General features: G+C 42.0%; 22 protein-coding genes and 1 tRNA gene. 3 read left to right on the forward strand and 20 right to left on the reverse strand.

Annotated features, from left to right (window positions below; translation table 11 throughout):
* Positions 1-96: 96 nt before the first annotated feature.
* The 16 genes from HMPREF9124_RS08940 to HMPREF9124_RS09000 all read right to left on the reverse strand — a co-directional run bounded on the left by HMPREF9124_RS08940 (position 97) and on the right by HMPREF9124_RS09000 (position 13981).
* The gene (locus HMPREF9124_RS08940) at positions 97-660 is read right to left on the reverse strand and encodes an FtsB family cell division protein (RefSeq protein WP_036598083.1); all 564 of its coding nucleotides are present in this window, start codon (positions 658-660) and stop codon (positions 97-99) included.
* 215 nt (positions 661-875) lie between these two features.
* A complete protein-coding gene (gene rsmH / locus HMPREF9124_RS08945) occupies positions 876-1814 on the reverse strand; it encodes a 16S rRNA (cytosine(1402)-N(4))-methyltransferase RsmH (RefSeq protein ID WP_009429787.1) in 939 nt (312 codons plus the stop codon).
* Positions 1814-2239 (reverse strand): division/cell wall cluster transcriptional repressor MraZ, encoded by a 426-nt coding sequence (gene mraZ, locus HMPREF9124_RS08950; protein WP_009428787.1) that lies wholly within the window; start codon positions 2237-2239, stop codon positions 1814-1816. Before mraZ ends, rsmH begins: the two co-directional genes overlap by 1 nt.
* 290 nt (positions 2240-2529) lie before the next feature.
* Entirely contained in the window at positions 2530-3624 is a 1095-nt protein-coding gene (ychF, locus tag HMPREF9124_RS08955; protein ID WP_009427699.1) for a redox-regulated ATPase YchF, read from the reverse strand.
* Positions 3625-3804: 180 nt separating this feature from the next.
* On the reverse strand, positions 3805-4323 hold the full coding sequence (locus HMPREF9124_RS08960) for a hypothetical protein (RefSeq protein ID WP_036598085.1): 519 nt from the start codon (positions 4321-4323) through the stop codon (positions 3805-3807).
* Between the two features lie 71 nt (positions 4324-4394).
* Positions 4395-4652, reverse strand: coding sequence for a type II toxin-antitoxin system RelB/DinJ family antitoxin (locus tag HMPREF9124_RS08965; protein WP_009428601.1), 258 nt, complete (start codon positions 4650-4652; stop codon positions 4395-4397).
* A 231-nt stretch (positions 4653-4883) separates the two neighbouring features.
* Positions 4884-5735, reverse strand: a complete 852-nt coding sequence (locus HMPREF9124_RS08970; protein WP_009427944.1) for a DUF2262 domain-containing protein — start codon at positions 5733-5735, stop codon at positions 4884-4886.
* A 21-nt stretch (positions 5736-5756) separates the two neighbouring features.
* Positions 5757-6104, reverse strand: coding sequence for a hypothetical protein (locus HMPREF9124_RS08975; RefSeq protein WP_009429955.1), 348 nt, complete (start codon positions 6102-6104; stop codon positions 5757-5759).
* Positions 6105-6167: 63 nt separating this feature from the next.
* Complete coding sequence (locus HMPREF9124_RS08980) at positions 6168-6785, reverse strand: flavodoxin family protein (protein WP_009429351.1); 618 nt, start codon at positions 6783-6785, stop codon at positions 6168-6170.
* A 353-nt stretch (positions 6786-7138) separates the two neighbouring features.
* Complete coding sequence (gene tnpA, locus HMPREF9124_RS12975; protein WP_408637222.1) at positions 7139-7258, reverse strand: IS66 family insertion sequence element accessory protein TnpA; 120 nt, start codon at positions 7256-7258, stop codon at positions 7139-7141.
* A 72-nt stretch (positions 7259-7330) separates the two neighbouring features.
* Positions 7331-7873: a 5-methylcytosine restriction system specificity protein McrC gene (locus HMPREF9124_RS12500; protein WP_255348632.1), complete on the reverse strand. Its 543-nt coding sequence runs from the start codon at positions 7871-7873 to the stop codon at positions 7331-7333.
* Between the two features lie 50 nt (positions 7874-7923).
* Positions 7924-8634 (reverse strand): 5-methylcytosine restriction system specificity protein McrC, encoded by a 711-nt coding sequence (locus HMPREF9124_RS12505; RefSeq protein ID WP_009427679.1) that lies wholly within the window; start codon positions 8632-8634, stop codon positions 7924-7926.
* Positions 8615-10609 carry an McrB family protein gene (locus HMPREF9124_RS08990; protein ID WP_009429666.1) on the reverse strand — a complete coding sequence of 665 codons (1995 nt, stop codon included), beginning with the start codon at positions 10607-10609 and terminating at the stop codon, positions 8615-8617. Before HMPREF9124_RS08990 ends, HMPREF9124_RS12505 begins: the two co-directional genes overlap by 20 nt.
* Before the next feature lie 315 nt (positions 10610-10924).
* Positions 10925-12088, reverse strand: coding sequence for an iron-containing alcohol dehydrogenase (locus HMPREF9124_RS08995; RefSeq protein WP_009429019.1), 1164 nt, complete (start codon positions 12086-12088; stop codon positions 10925-10927).
* A gap of 61 nt (positions 12089-12149) precedes the next feature.
* Positions 12150-12335, reverse strand: a complete 186-nt coding sequence (locus HMPREF9124_RS11735) for a winged helix-turn-helix transcriptional regulator (protein WP_009429881.1) — start codon at positions 12333-12335, stop codon at positions 12150-12152.
* Between the two features lie 308 nt (positions 12336-12643).
* The gene (locus tag HMPREF9124_RS09000) at positions 12644-13981 is read right to left on the reverse strand and encodes a DUF5722 domain-containing protein (RefSeq protein WP_009428075.1); all 1338 of its coding nucleotides are present in this window, start codon (positions 13979-13981) and stop codon (positions 12644-12646) included.
* Between the two features lie 298 nt (positions 13982-14279).
* On the opposite strand from HMPREF9124_RS09000, the gene HMPREF9124_RS09005 reads away from it, so the two are divergent.
* Positions 14280-15212, forward strand: a complete 933-nt coding sequence (locus tag HMPREF9124_RS09005) for an endo alpha-1,4 polygalactosaminidase (RefSeq protein ID WP_009428277.1) — start codon at positions 14280-14282, stop codon at positions 15210-15212.
* 31 nt (positions 15213-15243) lie between these two features.
* On the opposite strand, the gene HMPREF9124_RS09010 is transcribed toward HMPREF9124_RS09005, so the two are convergent.
* From HMPREF9124_RS09010 to HMPREF9124_RS09025, 4 genes are all read right to left on the reverse strand, one after another.
* Positions 15244-15316, reverse strand: a tRNA-Pro gene (locus HMPREF9124_RS09010).
* Positions 15317-15483: 167 nt separating this feature from the next.
* Positions 15484-17463 carry a hypothetical protein gene (locus tag HMPREF9124_RS09015; protein ID WP_009429139.1) on the reverse strand — a complete coding sequence of 660 codons (1980 nt, stop codon included), beginning with the start codon at positions 17461-17463 and terminating at the stop codon, positions 15484-15486.
* A 163-nt stretch (positions 17464-17626) separates the two neighbouring features.
* A complete protein-coding gene (locus HMPREF9124_RS09020; RefSeq protein ID WP_009429628.1) occupies positions 17627-19084 on the reverse strand; it encodes an alanine/glycine:cation symporter family protein in 1458 nt (485 codons plus the stop codon).
* Positions 19085-19329: 245 nt separating this feature from the next.
* Complete coding sequence (locus tag HMPREF9124_RS09025; RefSeq protein ID WP_009428024.1) at positions 19330-19716, reverse strand: (deoxy)nucleoside triphosphate pyrophosphohydrolase; 387 nt, start codon at positions 19714-19716, stop codon at positions 19330-19332.
* Between the two features lie 317 nt (positions 19717-20033).
* Between HMPREF9124_RS09025 and secG the strand changes: the two genes are divergently transcribed.
* Together secG and HMPREF9124_RS09035 are read left to right on the forward strand one after the other, a co-directional pair.
* Positions 20034-20270: a preprotein translocase subunit SecG gene (secG, locus tag HMPREF9124_RS09030; protein WP_009428141.1), complete on the forward strand. Its 237-nt coding sequence runs from the start codon at positions 20034-20036 to the stop codon at positions 20268-20270.
* A 151-nt stretch (positions 20271-20421) separates the two neighbouring features.
* A complete protein-coding gene (locus tag HMPREF9124_RS09035) occupies positions 20422-22791 on the forward strand; it encodes a ribonuclease R family protein (protein ID WP_009428535.1) in 2370 nt (789 codons plus the stop codon).
* Positions 22792-22921: the final 130 nt, after the last annotated feature.

Raw genomic sequence — 22921 nt, forward strand, 5'->3', positions numbered from 1 at the left:
AAATAGCAGGATTAAAAAACAAATCCCACCATCAGCTTTTCCTGCATATAAAACGGCAGAATCTTAGTCTGCCGCCTTTTTCTTTTTTGTTCTTCCTCAGTGCTTTGGGATGTTCTCATACTGCCTTACATACTCGCTTTCTTGTTTCTTATACTCTATAACCTGATTTTCTCCCGGATATACCATTCCCAATTCTTCCGTTGCCATCGTATAAATTTTTTCCGGATCCAATGAGGCATTAATCGCATTTTGTAAAGCATCATTCTTCTGTTTTAAGACTTCTATCTGCTTCTTCTTTTGTTCTATACGGTGAATCCGTGTATTTACTTCCGTCTGCAACTGGATGTAATGAAAGCAAAGTCCTCCCATTACCAGCATAAACAATGCTACAGAGGCTACCAAAGCAAAATTCGCCGAAGTCTTTCCCTGCAATCTCTCCTGCTGCAGGACATGTCCCATCTCTCGTTCCCGAAGGATTCTTGCTCTTTCTTCGCGGGAAACAGCACCGCCTTTATGAACCGGTTTTCTTGCCGTATTCTTCTTCGGTGCCATTTTTCTCTTAACTTTTTGAACGTTTTTCTTTCTCGGTGCAATTTCCTCTTTCGTCACTACCGAGCCGGCAATGTACCCTGCCTGTCTTCTTATCAGCTTCCTTGCCATACTGATCCCCTCTTCATCTTCTGCCAAACACATTTCTATACTGCAATGTGATCGCATCCCTTCTCTCACATTTGCCTACTCTTTTCCCTTATATACTCTAAAATTGCTTTCGCTTTTCCATACTTCTCCGGATGGGCCTCACCCGGCCTTTTCTATACTTCTCCGGATGGGTTTTATCCGACTTTCTTTCTCCTGTTTTCTTTATCCGGCCTGCTTTATTCTCCTCTTTCAAATATCCGCAGCTTCGCGCTCTTGGATCTCGGGTTTTCTTCTCTTTCCAAATCACTCGGAAGAATTGCTTTTTTGCTGATGACCTTTCCAAGACTTTTCCTGCCGCAGGTACATATAGGAAAGTCTTTTGGGCAAATGCAGGGATCTTCAGCCGTCCGAAATGCTCTCTTTACGATGCGATCCTCCAGGGAATGGAAGGTAATGATGCACAGCCTTCCCCCGGGCTTCAACGCTTTGATCATGCCGTCTAACGATTCTTCCAAAACCTCCAGTTCCCGATTTAAGGCAATCCGTATGGCCTGGAAGGTCTTCTTTGCCGGATGCCCGCCCTGCACCCTCATTTTCATGGGAATGGCATGGCTAATCACTTCCGAAAGTTCAAAAGTAGTTTCTATCGGCTTTTTGGCTCTCTCCAGAACGATATGCTTTGCAATATTTTTAGCAAATTTATCTTCACCGTAATCCCGAATGATGTGATAGAGTTCCGCTTCACTGTAACTGTTTATTAAGTCTTTTGCGGTGAAGTCTTGACGCTTATCCATTCTCATATCGAGCGGAGCGTCAAAACGATACGAAAAGCCCCTGTCCGCCTCGTCAAACTGATAACTGGAAACGCCTAAGTCTAAAAGAATCCCATCTACCGCAGGTATAGAAAGGGTAGAAAGGATCTCTTGAAAATGTTCATAGTTGTCACGCACGATTGTGACCCGCTGTTTAAACTGTGCCAGTCTCTTTGTTGCCGCTTCTATTGCATCTTCATCTTGATCTATCCCTATTAACCGTCCTTTGTCGCTCAGTCTCTGTGCAATATGAAAAGAATGTCCGCCTCCTCCCAGCGTACCGTCCACATAGATTCCGTCCGCCTTGATAGACAGACCTTCCATGCATTCGTTAAGCAAAATGCTTTTGTGCTGAAATTCCATTAGATTCCCAAACCTTCCATATCTGTTGCGAGCTGTTCGTAATCAGAGAAGTCATTGTTTTCACTCCACAAACTCTCTGCCCAAATTTCCGCATGGTCTCCCACACCGAGTAAAACTACATCCTTTTCCAAAGCAGCCTTTTCCCGAAGTGTCTGGGGAATCAAAATTCTTCCCTGCTTATCGCACTCACAAGAAATCGCGCTTCCTAAAAGAAATCGTTTTAAAGTTCTGGCCTGCTTATTGGTCATAGGCAGCGCCTGCAGCTTTTCCTCCAACTCCTTCCATTCCGGAATGGCGTAAAGAGAAAGACAGCCATCGAGGGAACGGGTAAGTGTAAATTCGTTATATCCGTCCTCACGGAACTTAGCAGGAATCATCATCCTGCCCTTGGTATCTAAATTGTGATGATACTCTCCCGTGAACATAATTTACCACTTTCTCCCACTTTTTCCCACTTCTCCATTATAATGCATGATTTTTAGGGAAGAGTCAAGACAATATACTAGAATTCCCCTTCGAAAACCGGCTATTTTTCACGCCTTTTCTTATAGCAAAATCTATAAATAGTACAATTTAAGAAAAACGTGGTGCATAAAAAAACGAGCTGTATTTCTACAGCCCGTTTTTTTGGTTGAATATTCTATTCATAACGAGTATCGTGCGCAAAGCGTGTGGTACCTCGTTTATCGAAACTCAAGTCTTTCGAATTTTAAGTTTAAACGTTGAAACGGAACAGCACGACATCGCCGTCCTGCATCACGTACTCTTTTCCTTCCATGCGCACAAGTCCTTTTTCTCTTGCAGCGGAAAGAGAACCGTTATCCAGAAGATCTTTGTAGTTTACCACTTCCGCCTTAATAAAGCCTCTTTCGAAGTCAGTGTGAATCTTTCCGGCAGCCTGCGGCGCCTTGGTTCCCTTCTTAATGGTCCAAGCTCTGGTTTCCTTCTCTCCGGCGGTAAGGTATGACATCAAACCAAGGAGAGAATAAGAAGCACGAACAATCTTGTCCAGACCCGACTCGGAAAGCCCAAGAGACTCCAGATACTCTCCCTTTTCCTCATCGGAAAGCTCGGAAATCTCCTGCTCAATCTGTGCGGAAATGACGAAACTCTCGGAATGGTTCTTCTTCGCGTACTCTCTTACCTTCTGAACATACTGGTTCGATGCGCCGTCATCGGCAAGGCTCTCCTCTCCTACATTGCAGGCATAGATTACCGGCTTTCGGGTAAGCAGTCCCAAACTGTCCAAAAATGCGGCATCTTCCTCTTCGGCTTCAAAATTAATGGCAAGCTTTCCCTCTTCCAGATGTGCATGAAGCTTTTCCAGAAGAGCATACTCTTTCTTCGCATCCTTATCGTTATTCGCGAGTTTCTTCGTCTTTGCCATTCTACGATCCAGAACTTCCAAGTCGGAGAAAATGAGCTCCAGCTCTATCGTCTCAATATCCCGAATCGGATCCACGGAGCCGTCCACATGGATGACATTATCATCATCAAAGCAACGCACCACATGCACGATGGCATCCGTCTCCCGAATATTCCCGAGGAACTGGTTTCCGAGACCTTCTCCCTTTGAAGCCCCCTTCACAAGCCCTGCAATATCCACAAACTCGATTACCGCCGGGGTAATCTTCTCGGAATGATAAAGGTCGGAAAGAAGCTGCAGACGCTCATCCGGAACCGCCACCACGCCCACATTAGGGTCGATGGTGCAGAAGGGGTAGTTTGCCGACTCCGCACCGGCCTTGGTAATGGCATTAAAGAGAGTGGACTTTCCCACATTTGGCAAACCTACGATTCCTAATTTCATATTTACACTCCTTATTCTTCCTTCTATAGGGAAACAGAACTCTTATTTTCATCAAATGGATTCGAGGTATTATACCATTCCAAGGGGCTTCGCTCAATAGACTTCCCATTCTTACTTATAGCACTTTCCATTCTTACTTATGGCCTAAAATGAAGCTCCTGCTAAACCTTAATCATTGATTTACTTTCTGTGAAATTGTTCTATCTCTTGCATAAAACAATCCGATTTTTTCCTATCTAGGATGATACTTACCTTCTCCAGCTTATTTAGCTTCTTCTCTTGCAAACCATAAAAAACGGGATTCCTAATTTTTATGGTCATCTTCAGACAATGAAACGGACGATTCTTCATTTTTATTTGTTCTATATCTTCAAGTTTAAATTTGAAATGTAGTACACTCCGCCCTCTACTTCCATAAGTATAGTATTGAACAACTTCGTTTTCATAAATTTCTAATTTCACTCCGTTTATGAAGAGATAATATCCTATAAACCATACAAGGAGTGGAGCGACAATCAGCACAATTGCCGTAATCATTTTATCTGAAAAATCTGTATGATAACGCGTAAGATACTTCAGTATCCAAATAACAATAAAAGATAATACTACCATGGATAAGCAGCCTATCCTATTAAAGTTAGACTTGTGAGGATAGGTCAAGACAAGTTTTGGTTCCTCTTGTAAAGATTCTAATTTCATATTTTCCCCTGTCTTTTGTATCCTGCTCAGTCCAATATTCAAATTCCTCCCAAGCATCATCCGTCCAGTATTTAATCATCCAGATTCACCTCATGGGTGGTGCCACCTGTCTTCTCCATCTGGGTCATATTTCTTCTTAACCGGTCCATATTTTCTTCACTAAAGAATGGATCTGCAGTAACTTCAAAAGGTATCCTCTGCTCTCTGGTAACTTTTGTAGCGAACATAGTATATGCTGCAGTTACAGATAGACCCATATCCTTACATGTTTTTTCCATTTTCTCTTTTAATTTTTCATCCATTCGAAAATTAACCATTGTCTGTGCCATAACTACACCTCCTATTCCAAGTAAAGTGTACTGAATATGTACTTCATTTACAATCAATTTTTATTATATTGATATACAAAATATTAGTTAGATTATCCGTCAAAATGTATTTACAGGGAGTTATCTATTCTATCTTTAAAATTTAGCAGTAAATAGAATAATACCTTCTCGCTACAATATCATATTTATGTAGCGAGAAGGTAAATATCTGTTCAGACCATCTGTATTCTCTTATCCCTCAATATCAGCCGACAATAGCCCTTTCTTAGGGCTGCCGCTAACTGCGATGCTATGCCCGAAGAAAAGCTCATCATCATCAAGATAAGCAGTAAAGGAACCACCCGCTGTCACCCAAAGCAACCTTAGACTAATTTTTTTGGCAAAGCTTTCTTCTGTAATTAAAGCAGCCTCTTCATCGGATTCTGCCCACTCGCAGGCCAGTTTCGTAAGCTCTTTGGCAGCAAAACTACGCAGGTCCGCATCCCATTTTTCCTGTTCCAAAACCATTGTTTTCAGAACCTTTTTCGCCTTTGTAATACCTGCTTTATTATCCTTATCTACGTATAAGGAAATATGAATCTTGCCACAAAGCCAGGCTATATTTCCCTCGAAACTTTTAAGCAGCTTATCATAAGTTAGCTCACCCAATACATCATCCTGCAAAACCACGGGTTTTCTATACTCTATAAGCATTTCTTCAAGTTCCGGACAAACTGCATTCCTTTCAAGAATTTCCACCACTAAAAAATGGTTCTTACTAGGCAATGCGCCCTCAGGAACTTCCTCAGGCAGCTTTTCACGCACCCTTAGTTTGTAAATGGTTTCCTCTTCAAACTGAAACGGAGGCTCCTCTTTGTCCATAACCGGAAATTCGATTCGCCCTTCTTCTTTGTGAAGCTCTCCTGTTTCACAGTCCACATAGGCTAGGAAATACTCATCCCATTCCCAAAATCCATTTCGGAGACTTCCTCCGCCTCCTTCGTGCCTTAGGACAATGATTTCCTTTTCCTTTTTCTCAAAAGAATCTTCCCATTCTGAAAGCGTCATTTTATTTCTATGCCTCATATACTCCAGTAGGTTCATAGTTTTCCTCCGATATAGCTATTACCCGTCAACAGAAAAATGTTCCAGCTTATCAAATGCATTATTTGAAAATTCAAACGCAAAGATATGGCAATCATCAAAGCTCTGATCACAGTAAGTCACTGTTCCCTGATTATAGTCAATGATAGGCTTCCCAAGATTATTTTTTACATCTTCTTTGCTTACATCTCCGTACATTTCCCTAAGGTCAGGCAAGATAAAGGCAATTATTCGATCCAAATTATCTTTATAATTCTTTGCTAATGCTTTCACCTTATTTAAATAATGCTCTTTAGGCTCCTCATCCCAAGAAAAAATCAAGTCTTCATACTGATAGACGTACTGCTGCAAGCTTTCATCAAATTCCATGCTTTCCTCCATGCATTACTAAATGATTTCAAAACATGGATACCTTTCGGGTAAACCTTCCCCTTATCGGACAAAATTTGTAGCTATTCCCTCTTCTTGCTCCGGCAAACCGTATTTTTCTTTTCCAAGGGCAATGCTCTTCATCAAAAAGGCCATATTTCTGGCCAGAGTTCTCATGGTCTGCAAGCCCTCCAAGTCTTCCTTCGCCTCCCCTTTTTCGCATCCGTGAACACTGTTCCAGTATTGACTGGAGGCTACCGGCATTCCGCAGATGGTAAAATACTTATTTAGTTCATCAAAGGTAGCAGATAAACCGCCTCGTCTTGCCACAACCACACTGGCGCCCACCTTCATGGTCTTATCAAAATGTGTACTGTAGAACAGTCTGTCCAAGCAGGCAATTAGGGTGGCATTTGCGGAAGCGTAATAAACCGGAGATGCCAGTACCAAAGCATCTGCCGCTTCAAACTTCTCTGCCAGCTCATTTACTACGTCGTTAAAAACACACTTTCCTTTGTCATAACAATACCCACAGGAAATACAGCCTCGTATATCTTTATTGCCAATCTGCACTACTTCTACTTCTATATTTTCCTGCTCAAATACCTTAACCATCTCCGCGAGGGCAATACTTGTATTGCCTTGGGTGCGTGGACTTCCGTTAATCATCAATACTTTCATAAAATATTCTCCTGACTTTTTTGTATCTCCTGTTGTCAATTTCCTTTCGTGTTTTAGCTATTATATATTTCTATAACCCCCTTTACAAGAAAGCTCTAAAAATCTAATTGTACTATCAGAGACTATACAGCCACCTATTATTCAGATTTTCCTGATAATGAAAAGACTATACAAAATGTGTTTGAATCCGGAAGCATCGTTAAGCATTTTTCAAGAACTTTATAATATTTGCTAGTAAATCTAATGTGTTTTCGTCAATCCTAAGAGACTATTTCGTTTACAGACGCTGTTAACTTTGGAGATGAATGGTAGGAGGAAACCTCCACTTGTTGCCGCATTTCCACAAATCTACTCTACGCAAGAACGGCTTCCTTTACCTTGAAAAGCCAGTATAAGTAGGCATTTCTGGAGAGGCCACGCTGTGTACAATAGTCATCTACTTTTAGACCGCTCTCCTTGCAATCTTTAATAATGCCTTAGCTTCTTTCCTTATTTTCACGTACAACAACGGCTACCCAGATTCCAGATTCTATGCAAATAGTTTCCTATAATATTTTTAAGAAAGATATTTCACTCATGCCTATTTGTTGCTCAAAATCCTGATAATCTCTCGCATCACGAGGTATTCTAAGTCCATGTTTAATGAGGCATACATCATCCCTGGCTGAAACATTACCCTCAAAAGATGACCCCTTATTAAGCCATAATTCTTTATCATTCTGGCCTGATGCCTCTGGGTAAAAATAGAAAGCCCTCTTTGCATCAAATCTGAACATGTACGCTAACACCTGCAAATAATCCTGATTACCAATATTTCCCATTGGCTTATACTTTGCATCTGCAATAACTCGATTCTCATCGTCCTTCCCAATGAAGTCCGGATAAATAAGACCGTTATTGCCAGCAAAGAGCCACTGCTTATCTTTCCCTGCTTTATTCATAGGATGATAGAAATAACCCTCCACCAAAGAATTAACATATTCTTCCCACAACCAAGCACCATCAAACAGGATTCCATAAACCTTACGTTTACCATATCCCATCTGTTGTTTCTCATTTTGCAGTATCAAAATACATAAACGCTGCAAATCACGATACTCATGATAATATGCATGACGAATCGTATTCTTGTTGTCCTCTATAATCTTTTTCTTTCACCCGGTGTGTAATCCGTAGTTGAGTCTATGACAAGTTTTACTTCATCCTTAGCGCTATTTAACAGCCTACGACCGTATGGCTTGGTTTTAATATACTCAATCACATGACGCACCAACTCCATAAGGTAGTTATCATATGAATATTCACGCTGACTATACGCCATATTTCCTACAAATGGTGTATTCATGCGTATATGACGTGCTACATCAATCGTTCCTCTAGCATTACCATCGTTGTACCATCTTCTAATGTAAGTCTTAAAAGCACCTTTACGTGCCGCCTTACGAAGATAATGAGGAAACAAAAACACCAATAAGTTAAAAAGTGCATTATCCTGGTTAGCATCCACTTCAAGATCCACTATATTAGGAAAGTCCATCACTTTGTTCAATAAGTACTGAAAAAGGTAATCCTCGCCCGTACTGAATCGTGATTCTATTACAAGCCTTTGGTCGCCAGCACCCAAAAATCCCATTATATTGCCAGAGACATACTTGTCGTTATAGCTCTGCAATACCATCTGATTTCTAGAAATGTCATCAGCATCCTTTATAACTTCTGGAAAGACAAAAATACCATCCTTCTCCAATTGTTCAAAGGTTTTGTCAGCAATAATATCAGTAATCGCTTTAACATCTGCAAAATCAGTTTTAAGTTTTAGCTGATTATCCTTAATTTTGAACAGATTCATCTACCTTACCCTTATCCAGCTCTTCATAGCCATATGCTTTTGCAAACTTCTTCATAATAGCAGACTCATCATACAAGCCTCTAACATAGTCCTGTAAAAGCGGCTTGAGGTAATCTGTCCAAAGCACATCAAATGGTTCATTACCAAGATGCTTAAGTTTAAGGAAGTAAGATGCACCTATCTGATAGTTCTCATTCAAGTCTTCAACATTAAGAATTGCTGCATTCAAATCATCCATACGCTTAACAGCTTCGTTCTTGAGCTCTTCATTTTCCAAAGACTCCAACATTTCTTGTGTATCTTCTGCTTTAACCTCAATAAAGCGGAATCTTCTTCGCATAGCAAAATCAAATGTATCAACAGATCTATCAATATCATTCATGGTTCCAATAATATAAACGTTCTCAGGAATATAAAACTTCTCATCCGGATTTGTGTGCATGCTAGAATACTGCGTCGCAACCATCCCCTCTTTACCTCTATAACTTGGATCAATCGAGAAGAACAGTTCGCCTAATATCTTTGATATTTCGCCACGGTTGATTTCATCAATGATAAAGATGTACTTCTTTAATTCTTCCGGTTCTATTGATGCTTTGGTAAAGCTATTGTCTGTTTCCTTAATAGCCTTATAAAGAGCAAAATCGTAGGAATAGCCCTGTGTTGCAAACTGCTTACCAAAGAAATTTGTAACATCACTTACCTTCTCAAATGAAGTCCCTGATTCAAGCATCTTCTGAACCTCATCAATATTAAGACTCAGCTTGTTTACAGAATCATTACCCGGAATAGAAATATAAATATATTTCTCATTAACATTAGTAATAGTAAATTCACTGCCCTTGATAGTTTTAAACTTATCTTCTCCAAATGCAATATTCGCAAAGAAATTTTCCATAACAGCTTTAGCAGAAACTTCTTGCTCTCTTAATTCCATTGATTTCTGGGAATCTTCAAAGTTCTTTCTTGCTCTATCGACAAATTTCTTAAAAATACCATCTTGGAGCTCAAAGCCCATGCTTCCATCATCATTCATCTTAGGACGTAATCCTTCAACAAAATCAGAGTAATCGTAGCTTGGATGAAATTGCACAAACTCCACCTGTTGTCTCTGCTCATCCGTAAGATCCGAATATCTATCAGTGTAGCCATTACTAATAATATCAGCAGCAATAGACTTAGATAAATATGATTTTCCGGTTCCCGGCGCACCTCTAAAGATGATATTCTTTGATTCTAAAAGTAGCTTAGAATATGGATTATTACTCTCTTTTGTAGTCTTTGTAACATCCTCATCAACAACTTGTTCCGTTTTATTCTGGTTAAGCTCCTGATCCGTTTTATCCCTATATATCAAAATAAATTTATCTCCAGGCTCGCCAAAACGCTTCAAACATTCTCTTACAAACACAAGAGTAGAAAAAACATTCCAAGAATAGATTACAAATTGAGGTCCATTTTCACGCTTATAAATAGAAAACTCCATGGTATTTCTGTATTTCTTAAATTCTGCTTCAGTAGCAAAAATGCCTCGGATTACATCTCGACCCGGGCCATATTGGCAAATAGGAAAACTCTTTTTGTCTTCATCAGATAATGATACTAATTGCTTTTCAAAAATCTGGCATGCAATCCTTGGTAATGTTTGATTTGATATTTTTAGTTCGCCCTTATTCCTATTTCTGCGAATGATTTCTTCCCCATTCTTCATGAAATAGGCATCAATCGGCTTATAATTATCTCCTGCCTCAAGATAATCCATGGTAAATCTATCATCTGTAGATACCACCGAATCAGCCGTTATCGTAATCTCGTATTTCTCCTGCTTCATCTTAATCGTACACCCCCGACTCTCAAGATAAGATTTTGCTTCTACCGCATTGTATTCTTGAGTTGATATTTCTTTACCATTTGCTATGTGATTAGCAACAGCAATTACATACTTTGGAGGATACTTCTTGCCATCCGCAACCAAAACATATAGAGTGCTCCCATTAACTAATCACTCGCTAAGAACGTATTAAAATCCATTTCCTAGAATTCTCTAGGCTTTAACAATTATAAAATGTTCTGCTAAACTGTCATAAATTGCTTGTCCCAATTTATTCTTTAAAATATATATATCGTCATATCAATCTTCATTTTCTAGAAAACAAGATTTTATCGATATACCATCAATATACTTTTTTGTATCTCCTGTTGTGTATCTCCTATTGTATATTTCCTGTTATATATCTCCTGTTGTGTATTTCTTTTCGTGTTTCTCCTATTATATATTTCTATCGCACCTTTACAGAGAAGCCCTGAAAATCTCCGCAATGTCCTTCTCTAGGAGGGGCGCCCAGGCCTCTTCAAGTCCCTCATTTTCCGCAACATGCTTTGCCATTTCATCGATTCTCTTCTCATCAATTCCCACATCTCTAAGATGCATAGGAATATTGATGGACTCGAAAAAATGGTAGGTTTCATCAATCGCCTTATTGGCAATCTCAAATTTATCAAGAGAAGCATCTATGCCAAATACATTTATGCCGTACTTTACAAAGCGGTCCACTGTCTTTTCATTTAAAATATGCTTCATCCATCTTGGCGTGATAATGGCCAAGCCCTCTCCATGGGTAATATCATAGTAGGCGGATAGCGCATGCTCCATACCATGGCAGGGCCAGCCGGATTCACTATTTCCAAGGGAATAAATGCCGTTACAACCATAGGTACAGCAAAGCATCATCTCTGCCCTTGCGGTATAGTCTTCCGGATTCTCCAGACATTTCTTTGTATTAATCATCAGGCTCTTTAAAGCAGACTCCATAAAACCGTCATTTAAGAGGGTAGAGTCCTCACAGAAATACTGCTCGAAAATATGATTCATAGCATCCGCACAGCCTGCTGCAGTCTGCTTCTTGGATACGCTAAAGGTATAAACAGGATCCAAGAAGGAAACCGCAGGATAAAGAAGGGGATCACTATAGCCCGTCTTATCATTGGTTTCGGTTCTGGAAATTACGCCTCCCGCATCATACTCACTGCCTGTCGCAGCAAGGGTAATAATATCCACAATCGGAAGTGCTTCCTTGGCTTTTACCTTATAAGTAATCAAATCCCAAGGATCCCCCTCATACTTTGCCCCTGCGGCAATGGCCTTGGTGCAGTCCAAAACACTTCCGCCTCCAACAGAAAGAATGACATCAATATTCTTTTCTTTACAGATTTTCACGCCGTCAAGAACGCTGGGATCATACTTGGGATTGGGTTGAATATCGGGAAGCTCATAAATCTCATAGTCCTTTAAAAGCTCCTTTACCTTGTCATAAAGACCAATCTTTTTGATGCTTCCACTTCCGTAGCTAAGCAGAATCCTTTTTCCGAACTGCTTCATTACTTCCGGAAGTTCTTCGATAACATCTTTTCCGAAAATCAATCTTGTCGGTGTACAATAATTAAAGTTTTGCATTTTTGACCTCCTGCGTTTATTCATGCTGATAACGAGAATAGACTCTCTATTTACTATTATTTTATACTATAATCCACTCCCCCTTTTTATTTGACCCGATTCTTTTAATTGCTCCTTTATCCATTAATTTTTGAAGTGCTCTCTTTACTGTTGACTCCGAACATCCTATCCTCTTAGCCATTTCGACTCTGGTTAATGATGGATTTTCATATAATAGTTCAAAAATCTGTTTTTCTCTTCCTTCCAATTTTATTAGGTCATTTATCGGGTCATTTATCGGGTCATTTATTGGGTCAGCTTGAACCGATAAAAACTTTTCATATCCTCCTCCGATTTCCTTTATTCTTCTGGAGCACCATATGCTTTTAAATTATATTTGAGCATTCAACGATTTGCAAATCTAAGTGTGTTATCAGCGGCTATACAAAAATAGCCCGCCATCCTCTTCGGATAGCGAACTATTTTACAAATCCTTATTAAGCCTTAACCTTCTTTACAGAAAACTCTTTTTTGCAATTACCCTTTACGGCAAGCTCTTCTTATTGAAAATTCTTTTTACTGCAAACTCTTATATACGGAGTAAGCCTTTCTCGGTCTTCCGCCTCTCTCGTAAGCTTCTCTGATTCCAAAATGCATTTCCTGCAGTGCGCCGCCTACATTGTGCATCTCGCCCGGCTGGTCATACTCTCTTGCCAGGAAGAAAGCTTCGATATAGGGGTTGTTCTTCGCGATGTTGTATGCCTTGGCAATCTGGTCAGCCTGCACATCTTCGTTTGTGGCATTGAAGCCCTGCTCGGAAAGAATCAGATGTCTTACCTTGCCGTTTGGTGCCAAATACTCCGGCTTCTGCAAATAGTCGGTTAAAACATTGATGTTCTTCATGTTGATAATCAGAGAATTCTCGCTGTTCGTTGCCTTCGAATCATCCTCGAAGTTCGGATCAGCCAGTCCCTGCGGATAGGGGTGCCAAGCGATACCGTAATCAAGGTCACGAAGTCTGTCATTTAAGAGGCGAAGAAGGTCCTTTGCCTTATAATATCCGCCGGACGGAGATTGCTCTGTCCACACATAGTCAAACGGAATGTACACATTTGCAGAAGGATTGTTCTGCTTAATCGCCGTGTACCAGATACGGAAAGCATGAGCATACTGGTCGGCATAATTCTCAATACTGCTGTGCGGTGTATAGTTCCATGCGTTCGGGTAGTTAATCTCGTTTCCGATTACCCAGTTGTCGATAGAATCTCTGTATAAAGAAGCAAAACGATTTGCAAGACGGGTGGTTGCATCGATACCTGCCTGGCTTGTCACGTTAAAGCCATAGTAGTTTGCTTCCTGTCCGGTAATGCCTGCCGGAAGAGACTGGGGTTCCGGATTGTTTCTCGGCGTATTCAACATGATTGCCGTTACACTAACACCGTGCGCCTTCGTGTTACGGAAGTTATCCATGAAGTTCTGCTCAAAATTGGTAAAGTTATAAATGATGTGTTTTACACCAAGATCACTTACAGAGGTGTTATTGAAAAGGGTGTCTCTGGTAGCCAATCCTTTCTTGGAACCGGATTTGGAAAATACGGACTCATTCACTGCAGCAGCCACCTGCTTGGTCTGCACAACTCCATTTTCCGTCCATGCGCCATCTCCGTTTACCTGATATCCATCCGGTGTAGTGGTGCCGGTCAGGATATAGCCGCTATTTTCAAAATAATAGCACTCAGCAACACCGTCACGGTTGCCGTCTACCCAGCTCCATCCGTTCTGAAGGTAAGTTCCATTTTCGTTGTCGTACCACCAGCCGATTGCATCTTTCTTCCATGATCCTGCAAAGGCTGTTAAGCTCATTGTCAAAGCCATTCCGGCAACTACGACAGCAGTTAACCATTTTTTCTTCATACTCCACTCCTTATGAATTCGTTTTTTTGTTCCCTATACTATCGACAAGTTTCGGGAATTCCACTAGTCCCTTTTGTCAATCCCGCTTATTATCGCAGATAATCCGAAAAAAAGAAACTTATTTTTTAATTTTCCCATATTTTTATTCGATGTCATGAAAAAATGTCCTGAAAATATTTGCCTTGCAGAATACTTTATTTCGAGAAAGGATTATATTATGCTAAGAGAAATTTAAGCTTTACAATGGTCTGTTACAGCTTAACCAGCCATTGTACGCTCACAGGAAGGACGCTATTCCATGGACAAATATTCCATAAACAAAAGGAAAGAAAAGGATACTCTCTCTTCTAAGAGCCTGCACTTTTCCTTCAATTTCTTTGCTCCGTTTCTGCTCGTTCTCCTGCTTTTCCTCTTTTTCCATGCTTTCCCTCGAAAGAGGGAAGATTATGGCGTTTTCCTCGGAATATCCATGAGTTCCGATACCGGGGAAGAGGGGTTGACTTCCGATGATAAGGAAACCGACCAACTTTTATTTCTTGCCAAATATAAGACTGTTATCCTCTCTCCGGGAAGTTTCACTAAAAAAGACCTGCAGTACCTGCATCGGGCAAGTACCAAGGCCTATGCCTACATCAATGTCGGAGCCCTGGAAGAATATGATCCGGAGTACTTGCGTTTCAAAAAACTCGCCCTTGCCCCATACGAAAATTGGGAGGATGAGTCCTGGGTGGATGTTTCCGATAAGGAATGGCAAAATTACATTACGGAAAAAATTGCGAAAGAGATTGCAGAGCTTGGATTTGACGGCTTCTTCTTAGACAATTTTGATGTCTACTACCTTTTCCCGGAAGAAAAAATTTATCGGGGTTTAGATGCTGTTTTAAGCGGTTTGCAAAAATACAATATGCCGATTATTTTGAATGGAGGAGATTCTTATGTCAGTCGAGCCATAGAAGAGAATGCTACCGATCTCCTCTTTCAGGGCGTGAATCAGGAAGATGTTTTTACCGCCTATCACTTTGATACGAATTCTTCCTCCTTACAAGACAGCGACACGCGGCGCTATTATCAGGACTATCTTGAAAAGGCAAAAAATGCCGGACTATCCGTCTTTATCTTGGAATATAAGGCGGATAAGGAGCTTAGCAAAGAAGTCTCATCCTATTGCAAGGAAAAGCATTTTCAATGGTACAATGCACCGGATATTTTTTTAACCGAAGGAAAAGCATAAAAAAACTCTCCCTATAAAGGAAGAGTTTTTCTCGGAATGACAGGACTTGAACCTGCGGCCTCTTGACCCCCAGTCAAGCGCGCTACCACCTGCGCTACATCCCGCAACATTCTCCAATATACCTTATTCGAATCAGATTTTCAAGTTCTTTTTAAAAAGGGGCCCCTTAAGGCCCCTTTTACTTTCATGCCGATTGCCGTTTGTAAAACCGGAATTATAGGACAAAACCGGCGGCAAGACCTTTAAAACATCAGATTCTTTTGCATTATTCTTATGAATTCGTCGTAGTTTCCGCTTCCGTACTTTCTTCCGCGGTACTCGTTTCCGTGGGGGCTTCTGTCTCCGTAGCGGATTCATTGCTTAAAATCTTCTCTTCCGCCTTGTAGTTGGAGAGATTCTTGCTGACTACCGCCGTTCTTAAGCTGTCCAAAGTCTCGAAACCGTCCAAGTAATACTTTGTGGTAAACCATGTACCTACACCGGTATCAATCACAAAGCTGTTGTAAATGGTATTCATATCGTTTACATCCACACTTACCTTACCGTTGCCCTCATCCATAATATTTTCAAATCCGCCTGTTACATAATAGCTGTAATCCTGTACGAAATTGTTTTCCGGAAGGTTGATACGAATGTTCACTTTATATACGGGGTAGAAAACATTATGCTTATACGTGAATGAGTCCTTTGCCGTTAAGAAATAGTATCCCTGATATTCCGCACTGACAAGCTCTACCGTCTCACCTTCTCTTGCAATATCACTCGTAATCAGGTCTTCCACTTCCTTCTTCATACTGTTCAGAAGAGTATCATCTACCTGAGCTCCGGACTGAATGTAGGAAAGAAGTCCTTCTACGGTATATACCTTCTCGGTTTCCTTTGGTGCCTTACCGGTTTTCTGAATGATCTTATCCAGATATTCCTCAGGCTCCACCTTGACTGTCACCTTGTCCCCATTGGAAAGGCCATCCTGCGGTTCTACGGAAAAATAGAATCCCTTAGAACCGTCCATAATCCCGCTTGCTTCCCATTCCGCAAGACCATCCGGTGCAGTTCCCGTAAATTCCATTTTGAGGTTTTCGAAAGCGTCAAAGCTCTCTACCTTTTCCAGGTCCTTTACCGTAAATTCCTTTGCGGAATCCTGAATTTTCACTTTGAACAATTCTTCAATATTGTCTTTATCCAGATTCCATGTTAAATGAACCTTGTCATCATTTTTATACTTTCCGTTTTCTCCGTCCAGTTCCCAAGCACCGGAAATATAGTAATCGTATAAAAATTCTTCGGCAGTGTAATCATCCAAAATCTCATCGGTCAGCCCGCTCTTCTTTTTCTTGATTTTGATTTTCTTTTTATAATCCTTTAAAAAAGCCTCTTCATCAAACTTAACTTCCGCTTCCCCATATCCTTCATATCCGGAAAACTCGACAGACACATACTTATCCAAATCAACCTTTACACGTCTTTGGAAAAAGGCATAGCCAAGGCCAAGTACTAAAAGCATGAACAAAATGACAATCACGATAATCACTGCGGAATGGCTCTTTTTGCCGTCTCCGCCATTTTCTATCGCAGTCTTTTGCTTCTTTGCCGGCTTATACTTATTGACATTTTCTTTGATTCGATCCGCTGCGGAAATTTTCTCTTCCGCCTTCTCCACAACTGTTTCAACTTTCTGCTCAGCCTGTACAGCAGCCTGTTGTACCGCCTGTTTTACTTCAGTCGCAGTCTGTTGCACTACCGGTGCCGCCTGCTCTACCTTTTGTGATACAGCTTCTTCCGCTTTCTCAGCTGTCTCTTTCACAATAGGCACTGCCTGCTCTACCTTTTGTGTTATAGCTTCTTCCGCTTTCTCGGCTGTCTCTTTCACAACGGGCACTGCCTGCTCTACCTTTTGTGTTATAGCTTCTTCCGCTTTCTCGGCTGTCTCTTTCACAACAGGCACTGCCTGCTCCGTCGTATGTTCAAGCTCGCCGGCAACAGCTTGCACCGCTTCCGCGGCACTTTGCTCTTGAGCGCTCTCCGAAGCCTTCTCTTCTGTATTCCGAAGCGGCGGTTCAACTCTGAACACCGGCTCAGGCTGTGTTTCCTCCTGCACAGATGTAGCAGGCCCTGCTTGTACACCTTCCTGTGCGGATGTTTCCTGCCCTACTTGTGTATCTTCCTGTGCGGAAGCTGTCGAATCCGCTCCTCCAACCTCGTTCGGAGTCGTATTTACAACTTCATTCTCATTCTTTTCTTCTACACCCATTCAAGCTTCCTCCTATTCAAATGATGAAACTAACACGAAAATCATATCATTTTAATGTCATTTTTACAATGGATTAAGTTTTCATCACTCCAAGGAATCGTTTCAAGAAAAGAAGAACGATACTTCTTCTTGTTTCATCAAATTTCTTCTTAATTTCATCAAATCAGCCGTTAAGCTTTTTTCTTTTCTCTTCAAATTCTTTTAAAGAGGATAAGGCTTCTTTACTTAGCGGGTACATCACAAGAAGGTTGAAAATGGTCATAAGTCCGATTCCAACATCCCCTAAATCCCAAACCACAGTGTACTGGGCAAGACCGCCGACAAAGAGCATAACAAGTGCAAAAATTTTATAAGCCGTCTGGGAAGTCCAGTTGTCTCCAAAAAGATAGGAAACATTGGAACGCGCATAAAACAGAATGCCGAGAAAGGTGGAAAAACTGAAGAGCCATAAAATCACGGCGATAAAGATTTTTCCAAAAGCACCAAAGTGGTAGTTCATTGCCATTTGTAAAATATCCATTCCCTGCAGATCCTTAATCATACCTTCCGGGGTCAGCAACATGATAAAGGCGGTACAGGAGCAGAGGATAATGGTATCAATGAACACTCCTATTGCCTGAAAAAGTCCCATTTTCACAGGATGATCCGTATCGGCTGCCGCTGCAGCGCAAGGTGCGGAACCCGAACCCGCCTCATTGGAGAAAAGCCCTCTTTTCACACCATTCATAAGCACTGCCGCAAAGCCTCCGGAAACGATTTGTCTGAGTCCGAACGCCTCCGAGAAAATCCGCTCAAAAACATGCGGAAGCGCCGGTAAATGCGTCAAAATCACAAAAACGGTCATGGCAAAATATAGGCCTGCCATAACAGGAACAATCACATCCAGGACACGTGCTGTTGCATTTTTCCGAAGGACAATCACCGCTGCAATAAGTACCAGAAGAATACTGGAAATAAGGGGCTTTACGGAAAAAGCATTTTCAAAGGCGGAAGACACGGAATTTCCGATAACCTGGCTGATTCCCGCCCAGCAAATCAGGCCAGAAAGCGCAAAAAGAGCGGCGACAATGCTTCTCTTCTTTGGAATCCCCTCTTCCAGCTTTTCTCCCGGTTTATTATGAAAGAAAAAATCATGAATATAGTAGGCAGGGCCCCCACGGAACCCGCCGTAAAGCGGATCCTTCCTCTTATGGAGTTGTGCAAGCGTCGCCTCAACAAAGGCAGTGGAGGAACCAATCAATGCGGTAATCCACATCCAAAATACTGCACCGGCTCCGCCGCCGGAAATTGCCGCAACAACGCCCACAAGATTTCCCATGCCGACTCTCGTTGCCGTAGAAACAATCAGCGTCTGAATGCCGGACAGTTTTCCCTTGGAAAGATCGCCCTGCATCTTTGCATCCGGCTTTTCGATGAGCACGGCTATCATTTCCCGAAACATACGAATCGGCAGAAACTTCGTACGAAGGGTATAATAAATCCCGGCAGGAATGAGTAAGAGCACCATGGGAGAAAGCCCCAGGGTACTTCCGCCCGGAAGCGGAATCTTGAGCAAATCTCCCCAGAGAAATCCCGTCATAAATTCGATTACAAAAATGATTCCGTTTAATACGCTGTGCATTTCGCCCTCCCATTTCCTTGCATTTCGAATAGCTTAACCCTGTCGTTCGCTTTTTCACTTTGACGCTTTTATGCGTCTATGCTTTTATGTGTTAAAGTATTTTTCTAAAAAAGAAAAGCACTCTTGTGCTCTTCCGAGTATAGCCTATCAAAGCAAAGTCTGGCAAGCGGATTCGTAAAGTTTTAGTTGTTTTTTAGTTCCTCAAACGAGATACCTCACGCTTTGCGAGCAATACACGTTATGAATTATAGCTGTTTTTTCAGCTCCTCAATAAGAGAAATATCCGCAGGAAGCCATTTCACCGTATTCAACTCTTCCTTCTTAAGCCAACGAGCGTCTGTTGCTTCCACCAATTTGATTTCCCCCGATAAAACGGAGCAAAAATAGCAGTGCATAGTAAGGTGAAATTTCGGATAGTCATAGTCCAGCACCGTACATTTTTCTTCTATATTGATTTCTACTTGCAGCTCTTCCCGAATTTCCCTCCTTAAGGCTTCCTCCAAGCTTTCGCCCGGCTCCACCTTTCCCCCGGGAAACTCCCAATAGCCTTTAAACTCTCCATATCCTTTTTCTGTAGCGAAAATGGTATTCGCTTTCCTAAAAATTGCCGCCACAACCTCTATGTTTTTCATCGTTTTCTCCTTTTTCTATTATAACCATGATGTATCTGTAAAAGCTTTTAATAAGAATCTTCAAAAGATTAATAAGAATCTTCAAAAGATAGCCTCTTCTTTATATGATCATTTCCCAGTATAATGCTGTTGCTCTTTTCTTAAAAGGAAAAAGGAGAATTTCCAATTGAATTTTCCAAAAATAAAATTGAATTTTCCAAAAATCCGCTCTTGCACCATAAATGTACTTATGCTATACTCCCGTAGATATTGACAAAAGATGGGTTAGAGTCTGTAGCTTTATTTATCGGCTTATTTCCATAAAAAGGATGGTTTTCATGAGAATAGCAAAAATCGCTTTAGTACTTTTATTTGTAATTTTAGGTGTTGCCTTATCTGCCATTATCCTTATGCAGGAGGGAAAGAGTGACGGTTTGGGAGCTTTATCCGGTTCAACCGACACCTATTGGCAGAAAAACAGAGGTCGTTCCGTGGAAGGAAGCTTAGAGAAGTTTACCAAGTACGGAACCGTCGCATTTTTTGCGGTTGCTTTACTTTTGGATATCATTTGGTAAATCTGTTTTCCACCGTTTTTTTAAGCCTGCAAGTTTTGCAGGCTTTTTCTATTCTGTAAAACGAGATACCGCACGCTTTGCGAGCGAGACTCGTTATGAACAAGATGTCTCAGGCTTCGCCTGCGCCACTTGTTAAGAAGTAAGGAGCAGCATGCGCGAAGAGCAAAAGATAAAATTAAAGAAAATCATTTTAGACATCGAAAAGGACAGCTCTCTTCCGAAAATGAAGGAGAAAGAGCTGATCCATTTTTTAGGGATTCCCAAAGAAGAAAAAAAAGACTTCACCGCACTTTTAGAAGAAATGGTAGAGGAAGGGCTGCTCTCTTTTTCCGCTAAAGAGGGGCGGCACTCTTCTTTAACTGCTAAACCGGAAGAAAAGGGACATAGTAAAGCTTCCATGCAAAAAGAGCGGACTCTAAAAGGGATCTATTCCAAGGCAAAAAAAGGCTTCGGCTTTGTGAGTCTCTCGGAAAAGGAGCTCGATGACATCTACATTCCGAAGGGTTCGGAAGGAAATGCCATGGACGGGGACACCGTGCAGATCCTTATCACAAAGGAAAGGCAGGGTGATTCCAGTGCCGAGGGAAAAATCGTAAAAGTCATGAAACGCGCCGTAACGGAGGTGCTCGGACTTGTGAAGGAAAGGCGGGAAGGGCTCTTCCTTTATCCTGATAATCCAAAGCTCCCTTCTCCCTTCTATATTCAGCCGGGAAAGGCCGGTGGAGCCCTTCCTGGGGATAAGGTCATGGCAAAAATCCTCTCCTACGGCGGGGTGCAAAAGGATGAAAAAAGGGGAAGTCGGGGACGTTCTCCTATTCCCCGCGGAAAGAGGAGTCCCCTCCTCTCCTATCCTGTTTGCGGTGTTACGGAGGTGCTCGGCGCAAGTACGGAGCCGGGCGTGGATGTACTCTCCGTCATTCGTGCATTTTCTCTTCCTGAAGACTTTCCGGAGGAGGTAAAAGCCGAGGCTGCTGCGATTCCTATGGAAGTGCCGGAGTCTATCCTGAATTCGAAGACAAGAAGAGACTTTCGTGCGCTCACTACCATTACCATTGACGGAGAAGATGCCAAAGACTTGGACGATGCCATCTCTTTGGAATATTTTCCGGAAAAGAAGCTTTACCGCCTCTACGTGCATATCGCCGATGTCACGGAATATGTGAAGGAGGGCTCTTCCCTCGATTTGGAGGCCTTGGAGCGTGGAACCTCCGTGTATCTAACGGACCGAGTGATTCCCATGCTTCCGCGAGAGCTTTCAAACGGCATTTGCTCCCTGCATGAGGGCGTGGATCGTCTGACCCTCTCCTGCATCATGGACTATAACGAAAAAGGGGAACAACTTTCCCATGAAATCTGCCCGGGAATCATTTGCTCCGATAAAAGAATGAGCTATACGGGCGTGACGGCGGTTTTAGAAGAGGAAAACGAAGCCACTTCGACTTCTATCGATAGAAAAAAAGGGACTTCCAAAACTTCTATTGATACAGAAAATGAGACTTTCGAAACTTCTATTGATAAGAGAAAAGAAGACTACTCCTCCTATCTCCCCTTTAAGGACTTGCTCCTTCATATGCGAGAGCTTTCCCGCCTGCTTCGCCATAAGCGCGTAGAGCGAGGCGGACTGGACTTTGATTTCCCGGAGTCCAAGGTTATTTTCAATGAAAAAGGGCAGATTGCCGAAATTCGCTCCGTGATCCGCGAAGAATCCCATAAAATTATAGAGGATTTCATGCTTGCGGCAAATGAGACCGTCGCGGAGGAATATTACTGGAGGGATATTCCCTTCCTCTACCGTGTGCACGAGCGACCGGACTTCGATAAGTGGCAAGAACTTTCACGAATTCTTTCGAATTTCTCCATTCTCCTCCGTGCAAAGGACCCGGACAGCATTCGTCCGAAGGCTTTGCAAGGGATTTTGGAGACGATCAAGGGAAAGGAAGAAGAGATGATGCTCAGTAATCTCATTCTCCGCTCCTTAAAACAGGCCAAATACAGTGTGGAATGCGGAGAGCATTTCGGACTTGCCAGTAAATATTACACCCATTTCACCTCTCCGATCAGGCGTTATCCCGACCTCCAGATTCACAGAATCATTAAGGAGAATCTGTTTTCTCAGGAAAATGAGAAGCGCTTCGCCCACTACAGTCGTATTTTACCTGACGTAGCAATGCAGAGTTCCCTTCGCGAGAGGCGGGCAGATGAGGCGGAGCGGGATTGCATGAAGTTGAAGAAGTGCCAGTATATGAAGAACTTCCTCGGGGAAAGTTTCCCCGGGACCATTTCCGGTCTTACGGAGTACGGCATTTATGTCACTTTGGAAAATGGAATCGAAGGCATGATTCCGCTTCGCATGCTGAATGACGACTATTTTATTTTCATAGAAAAGGAAATGATAACGAGAGGCGAACGGAGCGGAAAAACTTTCCGTATCGGTGACAGCATGTCCGTCCTGGTGTATGCTGTAGATACCTTGAGCCGGACCATCGACTTCGTGCCGGCCCCGGAATTACCGGAAGAATAATACAGATAAGCTTTCCTCTGAATAAACAAATTTAGTCGAGATGAACTTTCCCCGGAATAAGCAACTTTAGTCGAGATGAACTTTCCCCGGAATAAGCAGATTCCATCGAGATAGACTTCCCTTAAGGAAA

Origin of the sequence: Oribacterium sp. oral taxon 108 str. F0425, assembly GCF_000214455.1 — a bacterium.
GTDB lineage: Bacteria > Bacillota > Clostridia > Lachnospirales > Lachnospiraceae > Oribacterium > Oribacterium asaccharolyticum.

What these genes read in the sequence shown, in the direction of transcription:
- HMPREF9124_RS08940 (WP_036598083.1), bottom strand. Translation starts at nt 660, where the DNA reads ATGGCAAGGAAGCTGATAAGAAGACAGGCAGGGTACATTGCCGGCTCG.
- rsmH (WP_009429787.1), bottom strand. Translation starts at nt 1,814, where the DNA reads ATGGAATTTCAGCACAAAAGCATTTTGCTTAACGAATGCATGGAAGGT.
- mraZ (WP_009428787.1), bottom strand. Translation starts at nt 2,239, where the DNA reads ATGTTCACGGGAGAGTATCATCACAATTTAGATACCAAGGGCAGGATG.
- ychF (WP_009427699.1), bottom strand. Translation starts at nt 3,624, where the DNA reads ATGAAATTAGGAATCGTAGGTTTGCCAAATGTGGGAAAGTCCACTCTC.
- HMPREF9124_RS08960 (WP_036598085.1), bottom strand. Translation starts at nt 4,323, where the DNA reads ATGAAATTAGAATCTTTACAAGAGGAACCAAAACTTGTCTTGACCTAT.
- HMPREF9124_RS08965 (WP_009428601.1), bottom strand. Translation starts at nt 4,652, where the DNA reads ATGGCACAGACAATGGTTAATTTTCGAATGGATGAAAAATTAAAAGAG.
- HMPREF9124_RS08970 (WP_009427944.1), bottom strand. Translation starts at nt 5,735, where the DNA reads ATGAACCTACTGGAGTATATGAGGCATAGAAATAAAATGACGCTTTCA.
- HMPREF9124_RS08975 (WP_009429955.1), bottom strand. Translation starts at nt 6,104, where the DNA reads ATGGAATTTGATGAAAGCTTGCAGCAGTACGTCTATCAGTATGAAGAC.
- HMPREF9124_RS08980 (WP_009429351.1), bottom strand. Translation starts at nt 6,785, where the DNA reads ATGAAAGTATTGATGATTAACGGAAGTCCACGCACCCAAGGCAATACA.
- HMPREF9124_RS12505 (WP_009427679.1), bottom strand. Translation starts at nt 8,634, where the DNA reads ATGAATCTGTTCAAAATTAAGGATAATCAGCTAAAACTTAAAACTGAT.
- HMPREF9124_RS08995 (WP_009429019.1), bottom strand. Translation starts at nt 12,088, where the DNA reads ATGCAAAACTTTAATTATTGTACACCGACAAGATTGATTTTCGGAAAA.
- HMPREF9124_RS09000 (WP_009428075.1), bottom strand. Translation starts at nt 13,981, where the DNA reads ATGAAGAAAAAATGGTTAACTGCTGTCGTAGTTGCCGGAATGGCTTTG.
- HMPREF9124_RS09005 (WP_009428277.1), top strand. Translation starts at nt 14,280, where the DNA reads ATGGACAAATATTCCATAAACAAAAGGAAAGAAAAGGATACTCTCTCT.
- HMPREF9124_RS09015 (WP_009429139.1), bottom strand. Translation starts at nt 17,463, where the DNA reads ATGGGTGTAGAAGAAAAGAATGAGAATGAAGTTGTAAATACGACTCCG.
- HMPREF9124_RS09020 (WP_009429628.1), bottom strand. Translation starts at nt 19,084, where the DNA reads ATGCACAGCGTATTAAACGGAATCATTTTTGTAATCGAATTTATGACG.
- HMPREF9124_RS09025 (WP_009428024.1), bottom strand. Translation starts at nt 19,716, where the DNA reads ATGAAAAACATAGAGGTTGTGGCGGCAATTTTTAGGAAAGCGAATACC.
- secG (WP_009428141.1), top strand. Translation starts at nt 20,034, where the DNA reads ATGAGAATAGCAAAAATCGCTTTAGTACTTTTATTTGTAATTTTAGGT.
- HMPREF9124_RS09035 (WP_009428535.1), top strand. Translation starts at nt 20,422, where the DNA reads ATGCGCGAAGAGCAAAAGATAAAATTAAAGAAAATCATTTTAGACATC.